At 74.3% G+C, this 26,902-nt stretch carries 14 protein-coding genes; 10 read left to right on the top strand and 4 right to left on the bottom strand.

Annotated features, from left to right (window positions below):
- Positions 1-15 precede the first annotated feature (15 nt).
- Positions 16-864, top strand: coding sequence for a siderophore-interacting protein (locus ACIQ9P_RS21225; RefSeq protein WP_402358091.1), 849 nt, complete (start codon positions 16-18; stop codon positions 862-864).
- Positions 865-959: 95 nt separating this feature from the next.
- Here the strand turns inward: ACIQ9P_RS21225 and ACIQ9P_RS21230 are convergent, their stop codons facing one another.
- Both ACIQ9P_RS21230 and ACIQ9P_RS21235 read right to left on the bottom strand, forming a co-directional pair.
- The gene (locus ACIQ9P_RS21230) at positions 960-2,075 is read right to left on the bottom strand and encodes a FecCD family ABC transporter permease (RefSeq protein WP_402358094.1); all 1,116 of its coding nucleotides are present in this window, start codon (positions 2,073-2,075) and stop codon (positions 960-962) included.
- Positions 2,072-3,166, bottom strand: coding sequence for a FecCD family ABC transporter permease (locus ACIQ9P_RS21235; protein ID WP_402358097.1), 1,095 nt, complete (start codon positions 3,164-3,166; stop codon positions 2,072-2,074). The genes ACIQ9P_RS21230 and ACIQ9P_RS21235 overlap by 4 nt, the downstream gene beginning before the upstream one ends.
- Before the next feature lie 158 nt (positions 3,167-3,324).
- Between ACIQ9P_RS21235 and ACIQ9P_RS21240 the strand changes: the two genes are divergently transcribed.
- Positions 3,325-3,924 carry a MarR family winged helix-turn-helix transcriptional regulator gene (locus ACIQ9P_RS21240; protein WP_402358100.1) on the top strand — a complete coding sequence of 200 codons (600 nt, stop codon included), beginning with the start codon at positions 3,325-3,327 and terminating at the stop codon, positions 3,922-3,924.
- Between the two features lie 104 nt (positions 3,925-4,028).
- Here ACIQ9P_RS21240 and ACIQ9P_RS21245 read toward each other — a convergent pair whose 3' ends face one another.
- The gene (locus ACIQ9P_RS21245) at positions 4,029-4,976 is read right to left on the bottom strand and encodes a methionyl-tRNA formyltransferase (RefSeq protein ID WP_402358103.1); all 948 of its coding nucleotides are present in this window, start codon (positions 4,974-4,976) and stop codon (positions 4,029-4,031) included.
- 185 nt (positions 4,977-5,161) lie between these two features.
- Between ACIQ9P_RS21245 and ACIQ9P_RS21250 the strand changes: the two genes are divergently transcribed.
- From ACIQ9P_RS21250 to ACIQ9P_RS21285, 8 genes are all read left to right on the top strand, one after another.
- The gene (locus ACIQ9P_RS21250; protein ID WP_402358106.1) at positions 5,162-6,526 is read left to right on the top strand and encodes a lysine N(6)-hydroxylase/L-ornithine N(5)-oxygenase family protein; all 1,365 of its coding nucleotides are present in this window, start codon (positions 5,162-5,164) and stop codon (positions 6,524-6,526) included.
- A gap of 276 nt (positions 6,527-6,802) precedes the next feature.
- Positions 6,803-7,798 carry a FecCD family ABC transporter permease gene (locus ACIQ9P_RS21255; RefSeq protein ID WP_402358861.1) on the top strand — a complete coding sequence of 332 codons (996 nt, stop codon included), beginning with the start codon at positions 6,803-6,805 and terminating at the stop codon, positions 7,796-7,798.
- Positions 7,795-8,856: a FecCD family ABC transporter permease gene (locus ACIQ9P_RS21260; protein ID WP_402358109.1), complete on the top strand. Its 1,062-nt coding sequence runs from the start codon at positions 7,795-7,797 to the stop codon at positions 8,854-8,856. Before ACIQ9P_RS21255 ends, ACIQ9P_RS21260 begins: the two co-directional genes overlap by 4 nt.
- Positions 8,857-8,896: 40 nt before the next feature.
- Positions 8,897-9,829 carry an ABC transporter ATP-binding protein gene (locus tag ACIQ9P_RS21265; RefSeq protein ID WP_402358112.1) on the top strand — a complete coding sequence of 311 codons (933 nt, stop codon included), beginning with the start codon at positions 8,897-8,899 and terminating at the stop codon, positions 9,827-9,829.
- An 87-nt stretch (positions 9,830-9,916) separates the two neighbouring features.
- Entirely contained in the window at positions 9,917-10,969 is a 1,053-nt protein-coding gene (locus ACIQ9P_RS21270) for an iron-siderophore ABC transporter substrate-binding protein (RefSeq protein ID WP_402358115.1), read from the top strand.
- Positions 10,970-11,048: 79 nt separating this feature from the next.
- The gene (locus ACIQ9P_RS21275) at positions 11,049-12,860 is read left to right on the top strand and encodes an ABC transporter ATP-binding protein (protein WP_402358118.1); all 1,812 of its coding nucleotides are present in this window, start codon (positions 11,049-11,051) and stop codon (positions 12,858-12,860) included.
- A gap of 39 nt (positions 12,861-12,899) precedes the next feature.
- Positions 12,900-23,963: an amino acid adenylation domain-containing protein gene (locus ACIQ9P_RS21280; RefSeq protein ID WP_402358120.1), complete on the top strand. Its 11,064-nt coding sequence runs from the start codon at positions 12,900-12,902 to the stop codon at positions 23,961-23,963.
- Entirely contained in the window at positions 23,950-25,653 is a 1,704-nt protein-coding gene (locus tag ACIQ9P_RS21285; protein WP_402358123.1) for an ABC transporter ATP-binding protein, read from the top strand. Before ACIQ9P_RS21280 ends, ACIQ9P_RS21285 begins: the two co-directional genes overlap by 14 nt.
- Positions 25,654-25,708: 55 nt before the next feature.
- On the opposite strand, the gene ACIQ9P_RS21290 is transcribed toward ACIQ9P_RS21285, so the two are convergent.
- The gene (locus ACIQ9P_RS21290; RefSeq protein WP_402358125.1) at positions 25,709-26,821 is read right to left on the bottom strand and encodes an alpha/beta hydrolase-fold protein; all 1,113 of its coding nucleotides are present in this window, start codon (positions 26,819-26,821) and stop codon (positions 25,709-25,711) included.
- Positions 26,822-26,902 lie beyond the last annotated feature (81 nt).

The following is a 26,902-nucleotide window of genomic DNA, read 5'->3' on the forward strand; positions in this document are numbered from 1 at the left end:
CGAAACGAGGACACCATGAGCGACAACGCCCACCGGATCAAGACCGTCTACCACGACCTCGCGCTGCGGACCCTGGAGGTCCTCCGGGTCACCCGGATCACGCCCCGGATGGTCCGGGTCACGCTCGGCGGGCCCGAGCTGGCCGGCTTCATCGACCAGGCGCCCGCCGATCACGTCAAGGCGTTCTTCCCAGCGCCCGGCGAGACCGAGCCGGTGCTGCCCCTGCTGGGGGACGACGACGAGGGCCTGATCTTCCCCGACGCCCCGCCCCACCCGATCTCCCGGGACTACACCACCCGGCGCTTCGATCGCGAGGCCGGCGAGCTCGACCTCGACTTCGTGCTGCACGGCAGCGGTGTCGCCTCCGTCTGGGCCGAGCAGGCCGCCCCGGGGCAGAAGCTCGGTCTGGCCGGGCCACGCGGCTCCGTCCTGGCCGAGCTCGACTTCGACTGGTACCTGCTCGGCTGCGACGAGACCGGGCTGCCCGGCGTCGCCCGGTACCTGGAGATCCTCCCCGAGGGAGCGGTGGCCAAGGTCTTCGTGCTCGTGGACGACGCGGCCGAGGAGCACCACCTGGAGACCCGCGCGAACGCGGACATCGTCTGGCTGCACCGCGACGGCCGCGCCCACGGCGACAGCGACCGCCTGTTCACCGCGATCCGCGACCTGGAGTACCCGCCCGGGGTGCCCTACGTCTGGATCGCGGGCGAGGCGGGCGAGTTGAGGCCGATCCGGCGGCACCTGCGGGCGGCGGGCTTCGATCGCGACATCACCGACGTCGACGGTTACTGGAAGCGCGGGACCGTCAACCTGGACCATCACGAGCCGGACGAGGACGACGAGGAGGGGGCGGCCGCGGGCTGAGCCGTCCGCCGCACGCACGGGGCCCGTCCGGACTCTTCCGGACGGGCTCCGTGCGTGCGCGCCACCCGGGCCGGCCGCCCGGGCCCGGCGCCCCGTCAGCGCCGGCCCGACCGCCATTCGTGCGAGAGCAGCCAGACCAGGTACAGCCCGCCGATCGCCGCCGTCATGATGCCCACCGGGAGCTGGACCGGGGCCAGTACCCGCTGCGCTGCGAGGTCCGCCGCGCACAGCAGCACCGCGCCCATCAGCGCCGAGGGCAGCAGGCTCACCCCCGCCGCGCCGGACAGCCTCCGGGCCAGCTGCGGCGCGGCCAGTGCCACGAAGGAGACCGGCCCGGCGCTGGCGGTGGCGACCGCCGCCAGCAGGACCGCGCACACCACCAGCAGCGCGCGGGAGCGCTCGACCGGGACGCCGAGCGCCTTGGCGCTGTCGTCGCCCGACTCCATCAGCCGAAGATGACGGCCCATCAGCAGTACGGCGGGGAGGAGCAGCCCGACCGCGGCCGCGGCCGGGGCGAACTGCTCCCAGCCCCGGCCGTTCAGCGAGCCGGTCAGCCATACCGCCGCCGCCTGCGCCTCGTCGATCGACGCCTCCGTCATCAGATAGGCGTTCACCGAGCTGAGCAGCGCGCCGGCGGCGATGCCGACCACGATCAGCCGGTAGCCCTGGACCCCGCGCCGGTACGCGAGCAGGTACACGACCAGCGCGGTGGCGAAGCCGCCGCCCACGGCGCCCAGCGCGACCGCGAACGGGCCTCCGCCCAGGACCAGGATCTGGAGCAGGGCGCCGGTCGCGGCGCCGGTCTCGAACCCGATCAGGTCCGGGCTGCCCAGGGGGTTGCGGGCCAGGCTCTGGAACACCGCCCCGCTGAGTCCGAGCGCGGCGCCGACCACGATCCCGAGCGCCAGCCGGGGCAGCCGCAGATCGTTCACCACGTAGTCGGTGGTGCCGCTGCCGTGGCCGGCCAGGGTCCGGAGCACATCGGCGGGGGAGACCTGGAAGTCGCCCGTCCCCAGGGCGGCGACGCCCACCGCGAGCAGGGCCGCGAGCAGGCCGAGACCGGCGGTGAGCGGGCGCCGGGCGACCCGCAGGCGCAGCGGGCCGAGGCGGATCCGCAGACCCGGGACGAGCCCGGCCGGGTCGATCGCGCCCGGTCCGGACAGCGGCGGGAGGGGGAGGGGGACGACGAGGTCCTCCGGACGGGACGTCACAGCTGGGGCACCTTCCGGCGGCGGACCAGGACGACGAGGACGGGCGCACCGAGGGCCGCGGTGACGATGCCGACGGCCAGCTCGTCCGGGCGCACCAGCAGCCGGCCGAGCACGTCGGCGCCCAGGAGGAGCGCGGGGGAGAGCACCAGGCAGTAGCCGAGCAGCCAGCGCTGGTCCGGCCCGGTCACCAGCCGGACGGCGTGCGGGACGATGAGGCCGACGAAGCCGACGGGCCCGACCGCCGCGGTGGCCGCCCCGCAGAGCAGCGCGACCGCGACGGCGACCAGCACCCGGGTGCGGACCGGACGGGCGCCGAGCGCGCTGCCCAGTTCCTCGCCGAGCGCCAGCGCGTTCAGCGGCCCGGCCAGCGCCAGTGCCAGGACCACGCCGATCAGCAGGAACGGCAGTACCTGGACGAGGACGTCGTCGCCGCGGCCGGCGAGGGTGCCGACCGACCAGATCCGCAGCGCGGCGAAGGAGTCCCGGTCCAGGAAGGTCAGGGTGGAGATCCCGGCGATCAGGGAGGCGTTGACGGCGGTTCCGGCGAGGACCAGCCGGATCGGCGAGGGCGCGCCGCGCCCGGCCGTGCCGAGGGTGTGGACGGCGGCCGCGGTGAGCGCGGAGCCCGCCATGGCGAACCAGACGTAGCCGCTCGGGCTGGTGACGTGGAGGAAGCCGATCCCGGCCACCACGGCGGCGGAGGCACCCGACTCGATGCCCAGCAGTCCGGGGTCGGCGAGCGGGTTGCGGGTCAGCGCCTGCATGAGGGCGCCGGCGAGTCCGAGGCCCGCGCCGACGGCGAGTCCGAGCAGGGTGCGGGTCAGCCGGTAGTCCTGGACGATGACCGCGTTCTCGGTGCCGTCCGGCGAGAACAGGCCGCGCAGGACGGTGCCGAAGGGGATCGAGCGCGCGCCCACCGAGACGCTCAGCACCGTGATCAGGAAGAGCAGCAACAGGGCCGCGCAGAGTCCTGCCGCGCGCCACCGGTTCGCGCGGCGCCGGTCGGGCCGCTCCGGTCGGGTCGTGGTGCGGCCGGCCTGGTCGCCCGGCGGGCGGGCGGCAGCTCGGGCCTTCGGTCGGGCGGGTAGCACGCCACAGTCCCCCGGGAGGTCGGGCGGAGTACCGCCTTCACTGTCAAGTTAGGTAAGGCTATCCTAAATCGAAGACGCGATCGGGGGGACACCGACGGTCGGCCACCGGCCGGTGCGGTGCGACGACGCACGATCGTTCGACAGGGGAGGCCCGTACCATGACGAACCGCACACCCGGCGCACAGCGCGCCTCCGGTGCGACCGCGCCCGAGGCGCCCGGAAGCCCGGCCCGATCCCGGGGGGCCGTCGCGCCGCCCGGCTGCGCGCATGTCGAGCGGGAGGGTCCGCCGGGCCTGCTGGCCCGCAGCAGCTTCCTGATGGCACTCGTCGGCCGGGCGGCCCGTCGGCTGCTCGCGGAGGAGGCGGCGGGCCGCGGGCTCAAGCTCTGGCACGTGATGGTGCTCTGCGCCCTGGGGGACACGCCCGGCCTCTCCAGGGCGGAACTGGCCGAGCGGCTCGGTCTGTCCTCCGCCGACGTGGCCCGGGTGGTCGGGGACCTCGTGGCCGCCGGTCATGTCACCTGTGCCCGCGACGAGGCGGACCGCCGCCGGACGCTGACCCGGCTGACCCGCAGGGGCCGCGAGGTCGCGGCCGCCGTCGACGCGGAGCTGGCGGCCGTCGACGACGATGTGCTCGCCCCGCTCTCGACGGCGGACCGGGAGCGGCTCGCGGACATCCTCGCGCTGCTCTCCGAACACCTGGACGCCGAGCGCTTCGGTCTCCGTCCGGTGCGGAGGCGGCCCGCGTCGCGGGCCTGACGCCGGGAGTCCGGCACCGGGAGTCCGGCGCCGGGGCCCGAAGCGGGGCCCGGCCCCGGGTCCCGCGCCGGCTGCGCGGCGCGGGACCCGGGGCCGACCGCCCGTCAGGGCCGGGCGGTGAGGTAGCCGCCCATCGTGGTGAAGTACTCGGTGGCCGCCAGCTCCCGGCCGTCCTCGGTGCGGACCCGGGTGACCGCCAGTCCGTGGTTGCGGCCGGTGCGGGCGTCGGCGCCGGCGACGATCACCACGCCGTCGCCCTCGCGGTAGAAGATCCGGCCGGGGGTGCCGCCGTAGCGGCCCTCGGAGACGACGGCGGCGAGGATCTCCAGACGCCGGCCGCGGTGGAAGGTGAAGGCGGCCGGGTAGGGCGCGGACTGGGCGCGGACCAGGCGTTCCAGCGCGTCGGCGGGCCAGCCCCAGTCGATCCGGATGTCCTCCTCGGCCCGCTTGTGGAAGAAGCTGGCCTGCGAGCGGTCCTGCTTGGTGAAGTCGGTGCGGCCGGCGGCGATGAGGTCGAGGGCGCCGACGGTGACGGGGGCGATCAGGTCGACCGTCTTGTGGAAGAGGTCGGTGGCGGTGTCGGTCGGACCGACGGCGACCGCCTCCTGGCGCACGATGTCGCCGGCGTCGAGCACCTCGTCCATCAGGTGCGCCGTGACGCCGACCTCGGACTCGCCGTTGACGAGGGCCCAGATCAGCGGCGAGAAGCCGGCGTACTTGGGCAGCAGCGAATCGTGGACGTTGAGGGTGCCGTGTTTGGGCAGGGTGTAGATCCGGGGCGGGATCCAGGTCCGCCAGTTGTTGGCGACGATGATGTCCGGAGCGGCCTCCTCCAGACGCCGCAGCAGCTCGTCGTCGTCGGGGCGGTTGCGGATCAGGACCGGGATGCCGTGCTCCTCGGCGAGGTCGGCGACCGAGTCGCTCCAGATCTTCTCGTAGGCGTGCTCGCTCCTGGGGTGCGTCACCACCAGCACGACGTCGTGCTCGGATTCCAGGAGCGCCTTCAGGGTGCGATGGCCCCAGGTCTGATAGCCGAACATGACGACCCGCATCAGCGTTCCTCCTCGGGCTGGCGAACTGACACCGAAAGTAAAGCAAGGCTCACCTAACCTGGCAACGGGCGCCGGTCGCGGTGGAGTTGACCTGGGCGGAGGATTTGACCGTTCGTCCGGTCGACACCCACGATAGATCAGGTTAGCCTTGCCTAAGTTTCAATCGGCGCACGAATGGGAGTGACATGCCTCGGGCCCTTCCCGGCGACGCAGCACTGATCCACGACCTGATCGGTATCGGCTTCGGGCCGTCGAACGTCGCCATGGCGATCGCGCTGAGCGAGCACAACGAGCGCGTCGGGAGGCAGGAGGCCGTCACCGCGCACTTCTTCGAGCAACAGCCCGGCTTCGGCTGGCACCGCGGCATGCTCATCGACGACGCGACGATGCAGGTGTCCTTCCTCAAGGACCTGGTGACGCTCAGGAACCCGGCGAGCGAGTACAGCTTCCTCTGCTACCTGCAGAGCCGAGGACGCCTGATCGACTTCGTCAACCACAAGAACCTCTTCCCGCTCCGGGTCGAGTTCCACGACTACTTCGAGTGGGCCGCGGCCAAGGTCGACGACATGGTCTCCTACGGCCACCGGGTCGTCTCCGTCGAACCCGTCGTGCGCGACGGCGTGGTGGAGTACCTGGACGTCACGGCGAGGTCCGGCGACGAGACCGTGGTCCACCGCGCGCGCAACCTCGTCATCGGCACCGGGCTGCGCCCGGTCATGCCCGAGGGCGTCGAGCGGGGCGAACGGGTCTGGCACAACTCCGACCTGCTGCGGAACATCGGTGCCCTCGACGGCACCGAGCCCGGCCGTTTCGTCGTGGTCGGCGCCGGTCAGAGCGCCGCGGAGGCCGTCGCCTACCTGCACCGCCGGTTCCCGGCGGCGGAGGTCTGCGCGGTCTTCTCCCGCTACGGCTACAGCCCGGCGGACGACAGCAGCTTCGCCAACCGCATCTTCGACCCGCAGGCGGTCGACGCGTACTTCACCGCGCCGGAGGAGGTGAAGCGCCGGCTGATGGACTACCACGGGAACACCAACTACTCCGTGGTGGACATCGACCTCATCGAGGACCTGTACCGGCAGGCGTACCAGGAGAAGGTGCTGGGCACGGAGCGGCTGCGGTTCCTGAACGTCTCGCGCCTCACGGCGGCCGAGGAGATACCCGGGGCGGTCCGCGCGACCGTCGAGAACCTGGTCACCGGTGAGTCGGCCCCGCTGGAGGCCGATGTGGTCGTCTGTGCCACCGGGTACCTGCCGGCCGACGGCCTGGGCGTGCTCGGCGGGGTCGCCGACCGGTGCCACCGCGACGAGCTGGGCCGGGTCCGGGTCGGGCGCGACTACCGGGTGGCGACCGACCCCGGACTGCGCTGCGGCATCTACCTCCAGGGCGGCACGGAACACACCCACGGCATCACCTCCTCCCTGCTGTCCAACACGGCCGTGCGGGTCGGCGAGATCCTGGACTCGATCCTCGACCGCGGCCGGGGGGCCGGATCCGTCGGGACCCCGCCGCCCGTCACCGAGAAGGCGGGGGTCCGCCAGCCGACGCCCTAGGGTGACGCCAGTACCACCGCACCACCGCAGAACAGCACCACCGCAGAACAGCACCACCGCACCCGCCACCGCGCCGCTGCCGTGCCGTCGCACCGCACGGCGCGGCGGCGGCGCGTGAGCACCGCGCAGGAGAGAGGAACACCCGTGCCCCTCGGCACCCGCCGTCGCCCTGACGGCCCGCCCGCCGGCAGACCCGGGACGACCGGCCCGGCCCCGGGCCCGACGGCAGCCGGACGCCCGGCCCCGACCGGGGCCGCGGCGGCCCGCAGGCGGCGGATCACCGGGTTGGCCGCGATCCTCGCCGTGCTCCTGGTCGCCGCGGTGCTCTCGGTCGCCGTCGGCGCGAGGGCGCTGAGCCCGGCCGAGGTGTGGCACGGACTGTTCGCCGGGCCGGACCCGGACCAGCGGGCCACCGAGATCCGGCTCATCGTGCGGACCGTGCGGCTGCCCCGGACGGTGCTCGCGATCCTCGCGGGCATCGCGCTGGGCGTCGGCGGGGCCCTGATCCAGGGTTTCACCCGCAATCCGATCGCGGACACCGGCCTGCTGGGGGTGAACACCGGCGCCTCCTTCGCCGTGGTGTCGGCGATCGCCCTGTTCGGCCTCACCGACCCGTTCCAGTACGTCTGGTTCGCGTTCCTGGGCGCCGGGCTGGCCGGGGCCGTCGTGTTCGGACTGTCGAGCATCGGCCGGGGCGCCGGGAATCCGCTGACGCTCGCCCTGGCGGGCCAGGGGGTCGCGGTGTTCCTCGCGGCGATGACCACCGCGATCGCGCTGTCGGACAAAACGGCCCTGAACGCCCTCCGGTTCTGGAACACCGGCTCGGTGGCCGGCGTCCCGTTCCGGGTCATCTGGCCGGTGACGCCGTTCATCGTGGTCGGTCTGGTGCTGGCCCTGGCCGTGCTGCCCTCCGTCAACCTGCTCAACCTCGGGGACGACGTGGCGCTGGGCCTGGGGGTGAACATCACCCTGATCCGGACCGTCGGCATCGTCGCCATCACCCTGATGGCGGGCGCGGCCACCGCGGCCTGCGGCCCGATCGCGTTCCTCGGCCTGATGGTGGCGCACGTGGCGCGGTACCTGGCCGGACCGGACTACCGCTGGCTGGTGCCCTACGCGGGCCTGCTCGGCGCGGTGGTCCTGCTGGTGTGCGACATCGTGGGGCGCGTGGTGGTCCGGCCGGGCGAACTGGACGCCGGTGTGCTGGTCGCCCTCCTGGGCGCCCCGTTCTTCGCGGTCCTGGTGTGGCGAGGAAAGTTCAGGAGCGCATGAACGTGACAGTGGTGAAGCCGGCCGTGGCACCGGGTGTGCGCTTCGGCGGCATGTCGTTCGTCTGGCGGCCCTGGGTGGTGCTGGTCACGCTGCTGCTGGCGGCGGCGACCTTCCTCGTGTTCTGCCTGTCCATCGCCCTCGGGGACTTCCCCATCGGCCTGCCCCAGGTGGTCGTCACCCTCTTCGGCGGGGGCGAGCGGGTCGACCGGTTCGTGATCATGGACCTGCGGCTGCCGCGGGCGCTGGCCGGTCTGGTGGTGGGGGTCGCCCTCGGGGTGTCCGGGGCGCTGACCCAGTCCATCGCCCGCAACCCCCTGGCCAGCCCGGACATCCTGGGGATCACCGGGGGAGCGAGCGCGGTCTCGGTCTTCCTGGTGACGGTGTCGGGCGGGTCGGCCGCCGCGGTCGTCAGTTCGGTGGGCCTCTCCGGGGCGGCGCTGCTGGGCGGTCTCCTCACGGGCCTGCTGGTGTACTTCCTGGCCTGGCGGCGCGGGGTCGACGGCTTCCGGCTCATCCTGATCGGCATCTCGGTCAGCGCGGTGATGCAGGCGGTTACGACCTGGCTGCTGGCCACCGCCGACATCAGGGACGTGGCCAGGGCGCAGGCGTGGCTGGTCGGTTCGCTGGACAACCGCTCCTGGGACGAGGTCGGGGTGGCGCTCTGGGGCACGCTGGCGGTCCTGGCCGTCGTGACCGGCGCCGCCTTCCAGTTCAAGCCGATGCAGTTCGGCGACGACGTCGCCGCGGGCCTGGGCGTCCGGCACACCCGGGTGCGGGCGGTACTGCTGCTCTGCGCGGTGCTGCTGGCCGGGTTCGCGGTGAGCGCGGCGGGCCCGGTCCCCTTCGTCGCCATGGTGGCGCCGCAGGTGGCGATGCGTCTGACCAGGCACCCGACACCGCCGCTGGTGGCATCCGCCGGGGTCGGGGCGCTGCTGCTGATCGGATCGGACCTGGTGGCCCGGACGGTGCTGCCGGTGTCCCTGCCGGTCGGTGTGGTCACCGCCGCGATCGGCGGTCCCTTCCTGGTCCACCTCCTGGTTCGGGCGAACCGCCGTTAGGTGATAAGAAAGTAAGGTAAGCCTAAACTGAGGGGGAGCCATGGTCGCCGACTCCATCACCGGGAGCCACCCCGGAAGAACGACCCAAGCCGGAACCGAGCCCGGAGCCGAAGCCGGAGGCAGCCCCGGGAACGGGTCCGGAGCCGTCAAGGCCCCGCGGCTGGCAGCCCGGGGCGTCACCGTCGGGTACGGCGAGCGGACCGTCATCGACACCCTGGACGTCACCATCCCCACCGGGGTGGTGACCACCATCATCGGCCCGAACGGCTGCGGCAAGTCCACCCTGCTGCGCACCCTGTCACGGCTGCTCAGGCCGAGCCGGGGATCGGTGGTGCTGGACGGCGAGGACATCGCCACGCTCCGGACCAGGGACGTGGCGAAGAAGCTCGGCCTGCTGCCGCAGTCGCCGGTCGCGCCGGAGGGCCTGACGGTGGCCGACCTGGTCGCCAGGGGCCGGCACCCGCACCAGAGCTGGCTGCGGCAGTGGTCCTCCGACGACGCCTCGGTGGTGGAGGACGCCCTGGCCATGACCGGGGTGTCCGATCTGGCCGACCGTCCGGTGGACTCGCTCTCGGGGGGCCAGCGGCAGCGGGTCTGGATCTCGATGACCCTCGCCCAGGGCACCGATCTGCTGCTGCTCGACGAGCCCACCACCTATCTGGACCTGGCGCACGCGATCGACGTGCTCGACCTGGTGGACGATCTGCACGAGTCCGGGTGCACCGTCGTCATGGTGCTGCACGACCTCAATCTGGCGGCCCGTTACAGCGACAACCTGATCGTCATGAAGGCCGGCGCGGTGCTGGCGCAGGGTCACCCGCGTGACGTGGTGACCCCCGGGCTGCTGCACGAGGCGTTCGGCCTGCGGGCCGAGGTGATCGACGATCCGGTGGGGGACCGGCCGCTCATCGTGCCGATCGGCCGGACGCATGTCCGGAGCGGGACGAACCGGGGCGCCGACAGCGCGACTTAGGCTAGGCTTACCTCACAAACTCAGGATAGCGTTTGCCTCCCCCGGTGCGGGGGATTCGGCTGACGGCACGACAGCAAGGGATTCCGAATGCTCCTCGATCGAACCACGCGTACGAAGCGCCGGCAGCGGCTGGCGGCGACGGTGGCCGCCGCGGCGCTCGGTGTGGGCCTCCTCGCGGGGTGCGGGTCCGACGCGTCGGGCAAGGCCACCAACGACACCGCCGCCGGGCCCTCGGCGGGCTCGTTCCCGGTGACGGTGGAGCACGCGTTCGGGTCCACCAAGGTCGACAAGGCCCCCAAGCGGGTCGTCACCGTCGGCTACACGGACGACCAGGCCGTGCTGGCGTTCGGCATCAAGCCGGTCGGCATGGTCGACCAGTACCCGAACCCGGCGGGCCAGAGCCCCGACATCAACACCCAGTGGCCCTGGGTGAAGGCGCAGTGGGGCGACGCCAAGCCCGAGGTCGTCCTCAACAACGGTGACGCCGGTCCCAACTTCGAGAAGATTGCCGCCCTGCGGCCCGACCTGATCGTCGCGGTCTACTCCGAGATCGACCAGGCCGCCTACGACAAGCTGTCGAAGATCGCCCCGACGGTCGGCCGCACCAAGGCCGAGAAGGAGCCGTTCAGCGCTCCGTGGCAGGACAACGCCCTGCACATCGCCAACGCGCTGGGCCGGGCCGACGAGGGCAAGAAGCTGGTCCAGGGCATCCAGGACAAGCTCGCCGCCGTGAAGACGGCGCACCCGGAGTTCGCCAACCAGACCGCCGTGTCGCTGTCGTGGTACAAGGACTCGGTGACCCCCTTCACCACCACCGACGTGCGGGGCCAGTTGCTGTCCGGCATGGGCTTCAAGGGCCAGACCGAGATCGACAGGATCGCGGGCAAGGACTTCTCCACCCAGCTCTCCCCGGAGCGGATGGACCTCATCGACGTCGACCGCGTCTTCGTCATCAACGACAAGGCCGACACCGACGCGCTGAAGAAGTTCGACCTCTTCGCCAACCTCAAGGTGACCAAGGCCGGCAAGGTGTCCTACCTCCTGGACAGCGAGGGCCCGGCGGTCGGTGCCGCGATGTCCCAGGCCACCCTGCTCTCCCTGCCCTACGCCATCGACGAGCTCGTCAAGTCGGTCGGCTAGGGCCCGTCTTCCGGGTCGCGCCCCAGGGCGTGACCCGCCCTGGGCCGGCCGGCCCACTGTCCGGAGGAAGGACCCGGGTGTGACCACCACGGAGGAGCGGGCCACTCCGGCCGCCGCCACCACGCTGCACACCACGAGCGGCCGGGAGGCGGCCCGGTGGGTCCTCTCCCGCTGCCGCGAGATGCCGTGGCTGACGGCGGCCACCGTGCTCAGCACGGTGGCCGGGGCCGCGCTCCAGATGCTCCCGGTCCTCCTGCTCGGCCGGGTGGTCGACGGGGTGGTCGGGGGCGAGCCGCGCTCGGCCCTGGTGGGCACCGGCGCCGTGATGGTGGTGTCCGCGCTGCTCGGCGCGGCGGCCACCGCGGCCTCGACCTACCTGATCGGGCGGCTCGGCGCGGAGCTGCTCGCGCAGCTGCGCGAGGGCGCCGTCCGGGCCGTGCTGGGCATGCCGGTCGGCCGGGTGGAGCAGGTGGGCCGGGGTGACGTCCTGTCCCGGGTGGGCGACGACGTCGCCGTCCTGTCCAGGGGCATCCGGTCGGCCATCCCCACCGTGTTCTCCGCCGGTGTGCTGGTGGCCGTCGCCACGATCGGCATGTTCGGGCTGGACTGGCGGCTCGGCCTGGCCGGCGCGTGCGCGCTGCCGGCGTACGGGCTGGCGCTGCGCTGGTACCTGCCCCGCTCCGCCCCGCTCTACCGTGAGCAGCGGGTCGCCCAGGCCGACCGCGCCCAGGCGCTGATCAGCGGTCTGAACGGCATCGGCACGGTGCGGGCGTACCGGCTGGAGGAGGCGTTCCGGGAGAAGGTCGCCACCGACTCGCGGCGGGTGCGGGACCACGGGATCGAGGTGTTCCGGCTGTTCGGCCGGTTCGTCGGCCGGGAGAACCGGGCCGAGTTCATCGGGCTGGTCCTGATCCTCCTGGTGGGCTACGTCCTGCTGGAGACCGGCTCGGCCGGTCTCGGTGCCGTGTCGGCCGCCCCGTTGGTGTTCCACCGTCTGTTCACGCCGCTGGGCGCCATCATGTTCACCTTCGACGAGGCGCAGAAGTCCGGCGCGAGCCTGACCCGGCTGGTCGGGGTGCTGACGGAGTCCGAGGCGGAGCGGCTGGTGGGCCACCCGGACGCGGCGCCGCGGGCCGTCGTCCCGTGCCCGGTGGTGGTGGAGGGGCTGACCTTCCGTTATCCCGGAGCGGAGGAACCGGTCCTGCGGGACGTCGCGCTGACGATCCCGGCGGGGGGTTCGCTGGCGCTGGTGGGGGCGACGGGCGCGGGCAAGTCGACGCTGGCCGCCCTCGTCGCCGGGATCGAGACCCCGCAGGCCGGATCGGTGCGGGTCGGGTCGAGCGATCTCGCCGATCTGGACGAGGTCGGGGCGCGGGCGCTGGTGAGCGTCCTGACCCAGGAGACCCATGTGTTCTCCGGCCCGCTGGCCGAGGACCTGCGGCTGGCGGCGCCGGCGGCCACCGACGCCGAACTGGCCGAGGCGCTGCGCACGGTGGGCGCCGCCGAGTGGGTCGAGGCCCTGCCCGAGGGGCTGGCCACGCCGGTGGGGGAGGGCGGCGAGCGGCTGGACGGCACCAGGGTCGCCCAGGTCGCCCTGGCCCGTCTGGTGCTGGGCCGGGCGCCGGTGGTGGTGCTGGACGAGTCGACGGCGGAGGCCGGCAGCGAGGGCGCCGCCGAGCTGGAACGGGCCGTCCGGGCCGCCTGCGCGGGGCGGACCACGCTGTTCGTGGCCCACCGGCTGACCCAGGCGATGGCGGCCGACCGGATCGCGGTGCTGGACGCGGGGCGGGTCGTGGAGCAGGGCACCCACGAGGAACTGGTGGCCCTCGGCGGTGGTTACGCGCAGCTCTGGCGGGCCTGGAGGGGAGACAGCCGAACGAGGCTGGGTTAGGTTAGGCTGACCTAAGTTTCTGGGGAGGGTGAGTCGTTGATGACGGAACCGAGTGCTCGTCCCGTACTGTTCTCTCCCGCTCGCCTGGCCGGCCTGCGCCGGCGCTCCGGCGACTGGTCCGACCGGACCATGGCCGAGGCGGCCGCCGTCGGACTGTCCTACTGGGCGACCGGCCGCAGCCCCGACGGCCTCGACCTCGACCCCGGCACCCGGTTCGCGGACGTCCTCGGCTGGGTCGCCGACGGCGGCGGCGCGCCCCGCGGATGGTCCGTCGGCGAGGCCGCCCCGGACGGCATCCGGATCACCCTGCCCGAAGGCGTGCCGGCGCACGAGGCGCAGCGCGCGCTCGACGACCTGGCGGACTTCCCCGACCGGCCCGTCGGCACCATCGGCCCGTCCGGTCCGGCCGAGCGGCTCCGGGCCCTGGCCGCGTGGAACGACACCGCGGCGGACCGGGTCCGGCCGACCGTGGTGGAACTCTTCCTCGACCAGGCCCGGCTCCGGCCGGACGCCGTCGCCCTCGTCGACGGGCAACGGTCGCTGACCTACCGGCGGGCGGCCGAGCTGTCCGCCCAGCTCGCCCACCACCTGCTCGCCCGCGGCCTGACGGCCGAGCAGACCGTCGGCATCTCGCTCGACCGCTCCGCCGAGATGGTGATCGGCCTGCTCGCCGTGCTCCGGGCCGGGTGCGCGTTCGTCCCCCTCGACCCGCGGTGGCCCGCCGCCCGCCGCGCCGCCGTCGTCGCCGACGCCCGGATCGCCGTCCAGCTCGACCGCGCCGGGCGGCCCGCCCCCGCGGCCCCGGACGCTCCCGCCGAGCCCGATGCTCCCGCCGCCCCGGACACCCCTGCCCCCCCGGCCGCTCCCGCCGAGCCGGACGCCCTCGCCGTGGACCTCGACGACTGGCGCTACGGTGCCCACCCCGTCCAGGACCCGGGGGTCACCGTCCGCGGCGACTCGCTGGCCTACGTGATCTTCACCTCCGGCTCGACCGGCCGGCCCAAGGGCGCGATGATCCGGCACGCGGCGATCAGCGAACGCCTGCTGTGGCAGGTCCACGAGATCCTGGGCTTCGGCCACGACGACGCCTCCCTCTTCAAGGCACCGCTCAGCTTCGACATCTCCGTCAACGAGATCTTCCTGCCCCTGGTGTGCGGCGCCCGCCTGGTGGTCCTGAAGCCGGGCGGCGAGCGCGACCCGCACCACATGCTGGACGTGATCGCCGAACAGCGCGTCACCTTCACCTACCTGGTGTCGTCGATGCTGGACGTCCTGCTGGAGATCGCCGGCGACACCGCGCGCCTCGACAGCCTGCGCCACGTGTGGTGCGGCGGGGAGGTGCTCACCCCCGAGCTGTACGAGCGGTTCCGCACCCGGCTCGGGATCCCCATGTACCACGGCTACGGACCGGCCGAGACCACCATCGGCGTCTCCCACGTGGTCTACCGGGGCGAGGCGGAACGCCTGTCGACCTCCATCGGCCGGGCCAACCCCAACACCCAGCTGTACGTCCTGGACGACGAATTGCGCCCGGTCCCGGTCGGGGTCGGCGGTGAACTCTACGTCGGCGGGTTCCTGCTGGGCCGCGGGTACGTCGGCGCGCCCGGTCTCACCGCCGCCCGGTTCGTCGCCAACCCCTTCGCCGACGACGGGTCACGGCTCTACCGGACCGGCGACCTCGCGCGGTTCGCCCCGGACGGCTCGCTGGACTTCCTCGGCCGGGCCGACAACCAGGTCAAGGTCCGCGGCATGCGGCTCGAACTGGAGGACGTCGAGGCCGGGCTCGCCGAACACCCCGGAGTGCGGCACACCTGCGTCGTCGCGAAGAAGAACAGCGCCGGCGGCACCTACCTGGTCGGGTACGTGATCCCGGCGGCCGGCCACGCGGACCTGCGGGCCGAGGACGTCCAGGAGTGGGCCACCGGGCACCTGGTGGAGTACATGGTGCCCGCCCACGTCCTCGTCCTGCCGGAGTTCCCGCTGACCGCCAACGGCAAGCTGGACCGGCGCGCCCTGCCCGAGCCCGACCTCGGCCCGGCCTCCGCGGCCCGGCCCGTCACCGACGACGAGCGGGCCGTCTGCGCGGCCGTCGCGGAGGTGCTGCGGCTGGAGCGGGTCGGGGTCGACCAGGACTTCTTCCGGCTCGGCGGGGACAGCATCCTGGCGATCTCGCTGCTGACCGCGCTGCGCCGGGCGGGCCTCCACGTGACCGCGCGCCAGCTCTTCGCCAACGGCGTCGTGGGCGCCCTGGCGGCGGTGGCGAGCCGCGAGGACACGACCCGGGCGGACCACGAGGACGTCGCCACCGGTGCCGTCACGGGCTCGCCCGTCCTGCGGTGGCTCGGCGGGACCACCGACGCGGTCGACGGCTTCGTCCAGTCGATCGTGCTGACCACCCCGGCCGAGCTGACCGCCGAGGCCCTCGACGCCGTCCTCACCGCCGTCGTGGCCCGGCACGACATGCTGCGCGCCTGGCTCGTCCGGGGGGAGCCGTGGACCTTCGACGTCGCGAAGGCGGGAGCGGAGGCCGTCGCGACGGCGGTCGGGTGGGAGGAGAGCGACCTGCCCCTGGACGCGTGCGCGGCCCTCGCCACCGCGCGGCTGGACCCGGACGGCGGCGTGATGCTGCGGGCCGTCTGGCGCCGGGCGGCCCGCCAACTCGTCCTCGTCGTCCACCACGTGGTGATCGACGGGGTGTCCTGGCACATCCTGCGGGAGGACCTGGCCACGGCCTGGCGCCACCACGCCGCGGGCGAGCCGGTCGAACTGCCCGCGGTGGGCACCTCGTTCCGGCGCTGGACGCAACTGCTGGAGCGCGCGGACTTCGACCCGGACCGCGCGTACTTCGAACGCCCCCTGCCCGGACCGGACGCGCCGCTGGGCCGGCGGCCGCTGTCCGGGGCGGACACGGTCGCCCGGGAACGCCGGCGGACCTTCACCGTCGGCCCCGGGCTGACCGGTCCGCTGCTGGGCGAGATCCCGGCGCGCTTCCACGCGGGCGTCAACGACGTCCTGCTGACCGCGCTCGCCGTCGCCCTGGCCCGCTGGCGCCGCGACCGGGGCCAGGAGCAGACCTTCGCGCACATCGAGCTGGAGGGCCACGGGCGCGAGGGGCGCCATGTGGCGGGCGCCACCGGGGCGGAACCTGACCTCTCCCGGACCGTCGGCTGGTTCACCACGCTGTTCCCGGTGATCGTGGACCCCGGCCCGGCGGAGGACTTCACCTCGCCCGGCTACCTCGCCGCGGCCCTCAAGGCGGTCAAGGAGGACCTGGCCCGGGTCCCGGGCCACGGCCTGTCGTACGGCGCGCTGCGGTACCTGCACGGCGCCGCCTTCGAGGCCCCCGCGCCGCAGGTCCTGTTCAACTACCTCGGCCGCTTCGACGCGGGCGCCCCCGGTGACTGGCAGCTCGCGGGCCCGACCGGTCAGCTGGGGGAGCGGCGCGACCCGGGGATGCGGCTGCCCCGCGCCCTGGAGTTCAACGCGATCGCCGAACCCGCCGAATCCGGCGGGTACCGGCTGGTCACCACCGTCTCCTGGCCCGAGGGCATGTTCGCCGACGAGGAGGTGGAGGCGCTCGGCGGCTGCTTCCGGACCGCCCTCGCCGGGATCGCCGCCCTCGACCGGGGCGGCCACTCACCGAGCGACTTCCCGCTGGTGCGGCTGACCCAGGCCGACGTCGACGCCCTGGACGGCCCCGCCCTGGACGACGTCCTGCCGCTGACCCCGCTCCAGGAGGGGCTGTACTTCCACTCGGTCTTCGACGACGACTCCGCGGGCAGCTACGTCGAGCAGCAACTGCTCACCCTGGAGGGCGAACTCGACGCCGACCGGCTCGCGGCCGCGGCGACCCGCCTGCTCGTGCTGTACCCGAACCTGGCCGCGCGCTTCAGCGCCCTCGCCGACGGGCGGGTGGTCTCCGTCCTGGAGAGCGGCGTGGCGGTGCCGTTCACCACGTTCGACCGGCCCGGCATCACCGACGAGGAGCTCCGCTCCCACGCCGAGCGGGACCGCCGGGCCGGCTTCGACCTGGCCGCCGGCCCGCTGATGCGGTACACGCTGTTCCGTGACCGGGAGCCCGGCCGGCACGTCCTGGTGCAGACCGTGCACCACATCCTGGCCGACGGCTGGTCGGTGCCGCCGATGCTCCGCGCGCTGCTCGCCGAGTACCACGCCCCGGGGGCGGCCTACCCGGTCGGCGGATTCCCCGACTGGGTGGCCCGGCTCGCCGGACTCGACGGCGCGGAGAGCGACCGGGTGTGGTCCGCCGAGCTGGCCGGACTGCCCGGCCCCTCGCTGGTGGCCGAGGGGCACACCTCCTCCGGCCGGTTCGCCGACACCTCCGTGGCGGCGGACGACCTCGACGCGGCCGCCCGGTCCGCCGGGGTGACGCCGAGCGCGGCCGTGCACAGCGCCTGGGCGCTGACCCTGGGTGGCGTCCTGCACGCCGAGGACGTGGTCCTCGGCTCCACCGTCTCCGGCCGCGACGCCGAGGTGCCGGGCATCGGCGAGATGGTCGGCCTGTTCATCAACACCGTCCCCGTACGGGCCCGGTGGACCGCGGACACGACCGCCCGCGAACTCCTCGCCTCGGTGCACGCGCACCAGGGCGCCGTCCTCCCGCACCAGCACGTCTCGCTGGCCCGGACCGCCCGGCTGGCCGGTCACGGCTCCCTCTTCGACACCCTGGTGGTGTTCGACGTGGCGACCGACACCGCCGCGCTGCGTCGGCCCGGGGACACCCTGGTCCTCACCGACGTGGTCAACGAAGGGGCCCCGCACTACCCGCTGACGCTGGTGGTCGAGCGTTCGCCCGACGGACGCACGCGCTTCACGCTGATCCACGACCGCGAGGTGCTGCGGGAGGCCGGCGCCCGGGACCTCCTGCACCGGTTCACCCGAACCCTGACCGGCCTGCTGACCGGCCCGGACACCCCGGTCGGCGCGCTGGTGCCGACCGGGGAGCGGCGCCCGGCACCCGTCCCCCCGGCCACCCTCGGCGGCCTGTTCGACGCCGCGGCGGGCCGGGATCCGGGCGCCACCGCCGTCACCCAGTGCGCGCTCGACGGTGCCACCCGGTCGCTGACCTACGGCGAACTGGCCGCGGCCAAGGACGAACTGGCCGACGGCCTGCGCGCGGCCGGGGTCCGGCCCGGCCGGCTGGTGGCGGTCGCCCTCCCGCGCTCGGTGGAACAGGTCGTCGCCCTGGTCGCGATCGTCGCCGCGGGCGGCGCCTACGTACCGCTGGACACCGCCTACCCGGACGACCGGCTGGTGCACGTCCTGGCGGACACCGCTCCGCGGGTCGTGCTCGTCGACCCGGAGCAGCGGGAGCGTTTCACGGCCCTGCTGGAGCGCGCCGGCGTCCCGGCCCTGGTCCTGGTCCGGGGCGAGGAGCCGCCGGCGGGCCCGGAGGAGGACGCCGCCGAGGCCGCCGCGCCCGGCCCGCACGATCCCGCGTACGTCATCCACACCTCCGGCTCCACCGGCCGGCCCAAGGGCGTCGTCGTGCCGCACTCCGCCGTGCTGGCGCTGCTCGCCAACACCCGGCCCGCGATGGGCTTCGGGCCGGAGGACGTCTGGGTGCAGTTCCACTCCTACTCCTTCGACTTCGCGGTCTGGGAGCTGTGGGGCGCGCTGCTGCACGGCGCCGAACTGCTGGTGCCCGACTACGCGCTGACCCGCTCCCCGGTGGACTTCCACCGGCTGGTCCGCGAGCGCGGGGTGACGGTGCTCAACCAGACCCCCTCGGCCTTCCACCGGTTCGTCGAGGCCGACCGGCACTCCGGCGCGCCCCTGCCCGCCCTGCGCCTGGTCGTCCTCGGCGGCGAGGCGGTGGACCTGGGGCGGCTGCGCGGCTGGGTCGAGCGGCACGGCACCGCCGCGCCCGAGCTGGTCAACATGTACGGCATCACCGAGACCACCGTCCATGTCACCCACCGGGTGCTGACCGACGAGGACTTCGGCCCCGACGGCCCGGTCAGCCCCATCGGCGGCCCGATCCCCGGCCTGGTCACCCATCTGCTGGACGAGCGGCTGCGGCCGGTGCCGCCGGGCCGTACGGGCGCCGTCTACGTGGCCGGCGACCAGGTGTCCCTCGGCTACCTGGGACGACCGGGTCTCACCGCCGGCCGGTTCGTGGCGGACCCGTTCACCGGCGACGGCTCCCGGATGTACCACACCGGCGACCTCGCCCGCCGAGGGCTCGACGGCGAGCTGGAGTTCGTCGGCCGCGCCGACGACCAGGTCCAGCTGAAGGGGTTCCGGATCGAGCCCGGCGAGGTGGAGGCGGCGCTCCGCGACCTCGACGGGGTGGTCGACGCCGCCGTGACCGTGGCGGCCACCGGCGACCACCTGGTCGCCCATCTCGTCGGCCGGGAGCCCGCCGACCTGGCCGCGCGACTCGCGGCGAAGCTGCCCGCGCACATGGTGCCGGGCCGGGTCCTGACGGTCGGGGCACTGCCGCTGACCGTCAACGGCAAGCTGGACCGCGCGGCCCTCGCGGCCCGCGCCGCGCTGGACGACGCCCCTGACGACACCCCGGACGGCATCGCGGACGGCGTCCCCCGCGACAGCGCGGGCGGCGGCCCGGCCGGCACCGGCTCCGCGCTGTCCGCGCTCGTCGGCGTCTTCGCCGACACCCTGAAGCACCCCGACGCGGACGCCGACACCGACTTCTTCCGGGCCGGCGGCGACAGCATCGTCGCGATCACCCTGGTCAACCGGGCCCGGGCACTGGGCCTGCGGATCGCGCCCCGCGACATCTTCCTGCACCGGACGCCGCGCGCCCTCGCCGGGCTCCCGGGCACCGGCGCCCCGCCCGCCCACGCGTCCGGACCGGTGTCCGACGGGGTCGGGCCCGTGCCGCCCACGCCGATCGTCCTGCGACGGCGCGAACTCGGCGGCTCCCTCGCCCGCTTCGCCCAGGCCCGGGTGCTGCGGACACCCGACGGCAGCACCCTCGCCGACCTCGAACGCGCCGCGACCGCGGTGCTGGCCGCCCACCCCGTGCTGCGGCTGCGGCTGGACACCGGCCACGGGGTGTGGACCCTGCGGACCGGCCCGGCCCGCCCGGCCACCGTCGTCACCGCGGCCACGGACGACCCCGCGGCCGCCGCCGACGCGGCCGCCGACCGGCTCGACCCCGAAGCGGGCGAGGTGATCGCGTTCACCCGGCTCGCCCCGACCGGGGCGCTGGTGGTCACGGTCCACCACCTCGCGGTCGACGCGGTGTCCTGGCTGATCCTGCTGGACGACCTCGCCGCCGCCCTGCGCGGGGAGGCCCTGGCCCCGGCCACCACCTCCTACGCCGAGTACGCCGAGGCGCTGACCCTGCGGGCCGCCGCCGACACCGGCGACCTCGGCCACTGGGCCGACACCCTCCAGGCACCCCCGCTGCTGCCGCTGCCGCCCGCGCCCGGCCGGACGCGCGACCTCACGGTGGCGCTCCCGCCCGACCTCGCCGACCGGGTGACCCGCGGCGCGCCCGCCGCGCTCGGCCTCGGACTCACCGAGCTGCTGTGCGGCGCCCTGCGCGTCGCGCTGACCGGGATCCGGACCGAGCCCACCGAACTCGCGATCGACCTGGAGCGGCACGGCCGGGTCCCGGTCCTGGAACACCACGACTACTCCCGCACGGTCGGCTGGTTCACCGCCGTCGCACCCGTGCGGCTCGGCCCGCACACCGATCCCGTCGCCGCCGCCCGCGAGCTGACCGAACGGCAGCCCGACGAGGCCGGCCACCTCGCCTACGGCCGGCTGCGCTACCTCAACCCGCAGACCGCGCCCCTGCTGACCGCACGTCCGCAGGTCCTCTTCAACTACCTCGGCCGGGGCGCCGAGTCGCAGGCCCCGACCGTCACCGGCGACGACGGCGCCAGTCCCTACGCGGTCGAGGTCAACGCCTGGACCGACGCCGACACCGGCAGCCTGCACGCCGTCTTCACCCTCGCCGAGGAGATCCCCGACGCGATCACCGGCCACTGGCTGCGCGCCCTGGAGACCCTCGCGGACGCGGTGGGGACGGCCGGGCGCACGGCCCCGGTCACCCCGCTCCAGCGGGGCCTGTACTTCCAGGCCCAACTGGCCGGCCCGGCCGGACACTACGTCGCCCAGAGCTGGTTCCGCTTCGACCGGCGCCTGGACCCCGACGCCCTCGCCGAGGCCGTGGCCGCCGTGACCGCCCGCCACCCCGTCGTCGGCGCCGGCTTCACCACCGACGAGGACAGCCACCCGGTCCAGCTGCTCGGGACCGGTGGACGGGTCGGCGTGCGCACCGTCGAACTGTCCACCGAGGCGGAGGTCGACGACCTGCGGACCCGGGACCGCGGCACCGGCTTCGACCCGGCCGAACCGCCGCTGGTCCGGCTCACCGTGGTCCGGCTGCCCGACGGCCGCGACGGACTGCTCCTCAGCTACCACCTGCTGCTGTGGGACGGCTGGTCCCGCGAGATCGTGCTGCGCGACCTGTTCGCCGCCTACGAGGCCGTGCTCGCCGGGGAACGGCCGGACACCCGCCCCGCCGAGCCCGCCTTCGAGGACTGCGCCCGGGCGATCGCCGGCCGGGACCGGGCCGCCGCGGAACGCTTCTGGGCGGAGCACCTCCAGGACCTCCCCGGCCCCACCCTGCTCGCCGGACCGGCGCCCGCCCTCACCGACGGACTGCCGCCCGTGCTCCTGCGCACCCTGTCCACCGAACGGTCGGACCTGCTGCGGACGGCCGCCAAGGACCACGGCGTCACCCTGAACACCGTCCTCACCGCGGCCTTCGGCCTCCTCCTCGGCACCCGCACCGGCCGGGCCGACGCCGTCTTCGGCGTCACCGTCTCCGGCCGCGAGGGCGAGGACCTGGCCGAGGTCGTCGGCGTGCTGCTCAACACCGTGCCCATGTGGACCAGGGCCCGGCCCGCCGACACCGTCGGGGCGTACCTGTCCGCCGTCCAGGCGGCCCGGGTCGAGGCGATGGAGCACGAGCACCTCGGGCTCGGCGAGATCCAGCGCGCCGGCGGTCACGACACCCTGTTCGACAACCTGTTCGTGCTGCAGAACTTCCTGGACCCGGACGCCTTCACCGAGATGAACGCCCGCCACGGCATCACCGAGGTCAAGGCCGACGACTCCACCCACTACCCGTTCACCTGGGTCGTCACCCCCGGCGACCGGCTCACCGTCAAACTGGAGCACCGCCACGGCGACACCGCCGAGGCGAACCGCCTCCTCGACGACTACCTGCGGGTGCTCGCCGACCTCGCCGCCGCGACCGGACCGGTGGGCGCCCTGCCCGGGTTCGGACCGGTGCCCGTACCCGGCGCCCGCACCGACATCGGCACCGACACCGTGGTCGACCGGTTCGACCTCGCGGCCGACCGTGCCCCGGAGCGCACGGCCCTCGTCTCGCACGGCGCGAGCACGACCTTCGCCGAACTCAGGGACCGCAGCCGGGCCCTGGCGGGCGTCCTGGCCGAACGCGGGATCCGCCCCGGACGGACGGTCGGGCTCGCGCTCCCGCGCTCCCTGGACTCGATCGTCGCCCTGTTCGCCGTGCTGCGCACCGGAGCCGCCTACGTGCCGCTGGAGCTGGACCACCCGGACGAACGGATCGCCGCGATCGTCGCGGACGCCCGCCCCGACGTGGTCCTCACCGTGAGCGCCGTGACGCCCCGGCTGCCCGGCGGGCGCGCCGAGCTGCTCGAACTGGACCGCCCGCTGCCGCCCGCCGCACCCGTCACGACCTTCGCACCGGACGACCCGCAGCGCCTGCGGCACCCCGCCTACACCATCTACACCTCCGGCTCGACCGGGAAGCCCAAGGGCGTGGTGACGGAGTACGCCGGCCTCACCAACATGCTGATCAACCACCAGCGCCGGATCTTCGCCCCGGTCCTGGCCGAGCACGGCCACCGGACCTTCCGGATCGCCCACACCGTGTCGTTCGCCTTCGACATGTCGTGGGAGGAGCTCTTGTGGCTCGCCGACGGCCACGAGGTGCACATCTGCGACGAGGAACTCCGCCGGGACGCCCCCGCCCTGGTCGAGTACTGCCGCGAACACGCGATCGACGTGGTGAACGTGACCCCCACCTACGCGCAGCAACTGCTGGCGGAGGGCCTCCTGGACCACCCGGAGCGGCGCCCGGCGCTGGTCCTGCTCGGCGGCGAGGCCGTCACCCCGACGCTGTGGCGGCGGCTCGCCGCGACCCCGGGGACGGTCGGCTACAACCTCTACGGGCCCACCGAGTACACCATCAACACCCTGGGCGTCGGCACCTTCGACTGCCAGGACCCGGTGGTGGGCGTGGCCATCGACAACACCGACGTGTACGTCCTCGACCCGTGGCTGCGGCCGGTGCCCGACGGCGTGCCCGGGGAGCTCCACGTCTCCGGCGTCGGCATCGCCCGGGGCTACCTGGGCCTGCCGGGCCAGACCGCGGACCGCTTCGTCGCCTGCCCGTTCGGCGCGCCCGGCGAGCGGATGTACCGCACCGGCGACCTCGTGCTGCGGCGGCCCGACGGCAATCTGACGTACCTCGGCCGCACCGACCAGCAGGTCAAGATCCGCGGCCACCGGGTGGAGCCGGGCGAGGTGGAGGCCGCCTTCGCGGCGCACCCGGCGGTCCGGTTCGCCGCCGCCGTCGCCCAGCCCGATCCGACCGTCGACGGCGCCCACCGGCTCGCCGCGTACCTGGTGCTGGACGGCGCCGACCTGGCGGCCGTCGCCGCAGAGGTGGGCGCCGCGCTGCCGGACTTCCTGCGCCCGACGCACTACGCCCGGGTGGACCGCATCCCGCTCACCGTCAACGGCAAGGCCGACACCAGGGCCCTGCCCGAACCCCGGCCGCTGGGGGCGCTGACCACGGCGGGCGAGCGGGGCCCGCGGACCGCGACCGAGACCGCGGTCTGCGGGTACTTCGCGGAGACCCTCGACCTGGACGACGACGAGGTCAGCGCGGTGGGCGATTTCCTCTCCCTCGGGGGACACTCCATGCTGGCCGTACGCCTGGCCGGACTCCTGCGCCGGGAGTTCGGCCCCGTGATCACCATCCGTGATCTCTTCACCCTGCGAACCCCGGAAGCGATTGCGCGCCACATCGATGACAACTCCTGACAGCCGGCGGTCCCGCCGTCCCGGATCCCCGATCCTGTGGACGGCGGTCCGCCGCAACACCCGTGCCATGGTGCTCGGCACCCTCCTCATGGGCCTCTACCAGGCCGGTGAGACGGCCTTCCCGATCGCGCTCGGCCTGATCGTCGAGCACACCCTGCGGGACCGCTCCCCGGGGTCGCTCGCCCTGGCGGTCGCGGCGCTGGCGGTGATCATCACGACGGTGTCCCTGTCGTGGCGCTTCGGCATGCGCATCCTGCAGAAGGCCAACACCACCGAGGCCCACCGGTGGCGGGTGCGGGTGGCCGCCTGCGGCCTCCAGCCGGTGGCCCGGGACACCGGCCTCAAGTCCGGCGAGGTGCTCACCATCGCCACCGAGGACGCCGACCAGACCGCCGACATCGTCGAGGTGGTGCCGATGCTGATCAGCTCCATGGTCGCGGTGCTGATCGCGGCGGTGGCGCTGGGCACGGCGAACCCGTGGCTCGGCCTGCTGGTCGTGGTGGGGACCGTCGCCATCCTCTCGGCCCTGAGCGTGATGTCCCGGCGGATCGGCAGCAGCACCAAGGAACAGCAGGCCCGGGTGGCCCGGGCGGGGGCGAAGGTCGCGGACCTGATCACCGGCCTCCGCCCGCTGCACGGCTTCGGCGGCAACCACGCGGCGTTCGGTTCCTACCGGAGGGTCAGCACGGAGGCGAAGGAGCAGGCGGTCACGGTGGCCCGGGTGAACGGCGTCTACGCCGGCACCGCCCTGGGCCTGAACGCCGTCCTCGCGGTCTCGGTGACCCTGACGGCCGGCTGGCTGGCCTTCGACGGGCAGATCGACATCGGGGAACTGGTGATGGCGGTCGGCCTGGCGCAGTTCATCATGGAGCCGCTGCGGCTGTTCTCGGACATGCCGAAGTACGTGATGATGGCGCGGGCCTCGGCGGAGCGGATGGCCCTGGTGCTGTCGGCCCCGCCGGTGGCGGTGCCGGGGGAGGAACGTCCGGAGCCGGACGGCGGCCTGGAGATCGACTGCGTCCGCTACGGCGCCCTGCAAGGGGTGAAGTTCCACGTCCCGCCCGGCGAGTTCACGGCGATCACGGCCTACCAGCCGCGCGCGGCGGCCGACCTCGCCGCGGTCCTGGCCCTGGCCGTCCCGCCGGAGTCCTACGAGGGGGAGGTGCGGGTCGGCGGCCGGGCGTTCGCGGAGCTGTCGGTCGAGTCGCTCCGCGCGCACCTCCTGGTCAACCCCTACGACGGGGAGATCTTCGCGGGCACCCTCCGTTCGAACATCGACCCGTCCGGGACGAGCACGACGGTGCCCGAGGCGGTCGAGGCGTCGATGCTGACCGATGTGGTGGCCCTGCACCGGCAGGGGCTCGACTACGAGGTCCGCGACCGGGGCTCGAACCTCTCCGGGGGCCAGCGCCAACGGCTCTCCCTGGCCCGGGCGCTGGCCGCCGACACCGAGGTGCTCGTACTGCGGGACCCGACCACGGCCGTGGACGCCGTCACCGAGCAGCTCGTCGCCCGCAGGCTCGCGAAGCTGCGGCGGGGCCGGACCACGGTGGTGATCACCAGCAGTCCGGCGCTGCTGGACGCCGCCGACCGGGTCCTGGTCCTGGACGGCGGCGTGGTCAAGGCGGAGGGCACGCACCGGCTGCTGCTGGACACCGACCCGGCGTACTGCCTCGCGGTGACGCGCTGACGGGCTGACGCGCTGACGGGCTGCTCGACGACAGCTCGGGCCCTGGCCCTTCTCCTCAGGCCAGGGCCCAGGCCACGTCCCTGAGCAGGGCCTGCCGCCAGCCCGCCCGGTCGTGCTCGGCGGCCGACCGCGACACCCGCACCGTCGCACCGGCCCGCCGGACCAGGTCCTCCACCTGCTCGCAGTGGGGCCGCATCCGGGTCTCGTGCTCGCCCAGGTCGAAGGCGATCCGCAGCCCGGCCGGGGCGGGGCGCTCCCGCAGCCGCGCGGCGACGGCTCCGCCGACCGGGCCGCCCAGCGGGTCCGCGAGGCCCGCGGCCTCCGGCGTCCACCAGAACGACCCCGACTGGCAGGCGACCCGGGCCACCAGGTCCGGGAACTCCAGCGCCGCGTACACCGCGCTCAGCCCGCCGAGGCTCTGCCCGGCGACCACCAGCCGGTCCGGGTCCCCGGGCACCCCGCAGTCGGCCACCCGGGGGAGCAGCTCGTCCCGCACCGCCTCCCACAGCTCCGGCCGGCACCCGTACTCGGCGAGCCGGTCCGCGGCCGGCAGGAAGACCAGGGTGACCGGGGGCAGTTCACCGGCCGCCGCCGCCGCGTCGAAGGCGGTCACGGCCGGGTGCAGGTACAGCCAGTCGTCCCCGTCGAGCAGCAGCACCACCGGTCCGCCACCGGCCACCGGGTGGACCCGGACGGTGCGCCGCCCGCCGAGCCGTTCGCTCGCCCACCGGATCCGGGCGGGCGGCAGCGGCAGCACGTCGTCGGCGCCGACGGCCGGCCAGTGCGGCTGCGGCGGGGCGTCCGGGGTCGCGGCGATGGACCGCTCGCCACCGGCCCCGACCGGGTTGAGCGGATCGGCGTACCAATCGTCACCCACCCGGAACCGGTAGGTCACCCGGAGCCGCGCGGGCATCCGCACCTCCGCGTACCAGCAGTCCGTGTCGCGCCAGCGCCGCAGCGGAACCGGCGCCGACCAGCTCTCGAACTCGACCGCCGCCCCGTCGCCGCCGCGCCACCGGAACAGGGTGGTCCACCCGCCGTCGGGCGCCGCCGCGGACAGCGGGCCAGGTGCGCTCCAGAACTCCTCGCCGCCGGGCGGGCCGGGCAGCCCGTACGCGGCGAAGGGGTGCTCGGGGTCGGCCGGGGGGCCGGGAAGGCGATCGGTCATGCCCGGGCTCCTTGTGAGGGAGGGGAGAGGACGTTAGGCTCGAAACCCAGGTTAGCCTAACCTAAGTCGCCTCGCCCGAGT

This window comes from Kitasatospora sp. NPDC094019 (assembly GCF_044764505.1).
In the GTDB taxonomy this organism is placed as follows: domain Bacteria; phylum Actinomycetota; class Actinomycetes; order Streptomycetales; family Streptomycetaceae; genus Kitasatospora.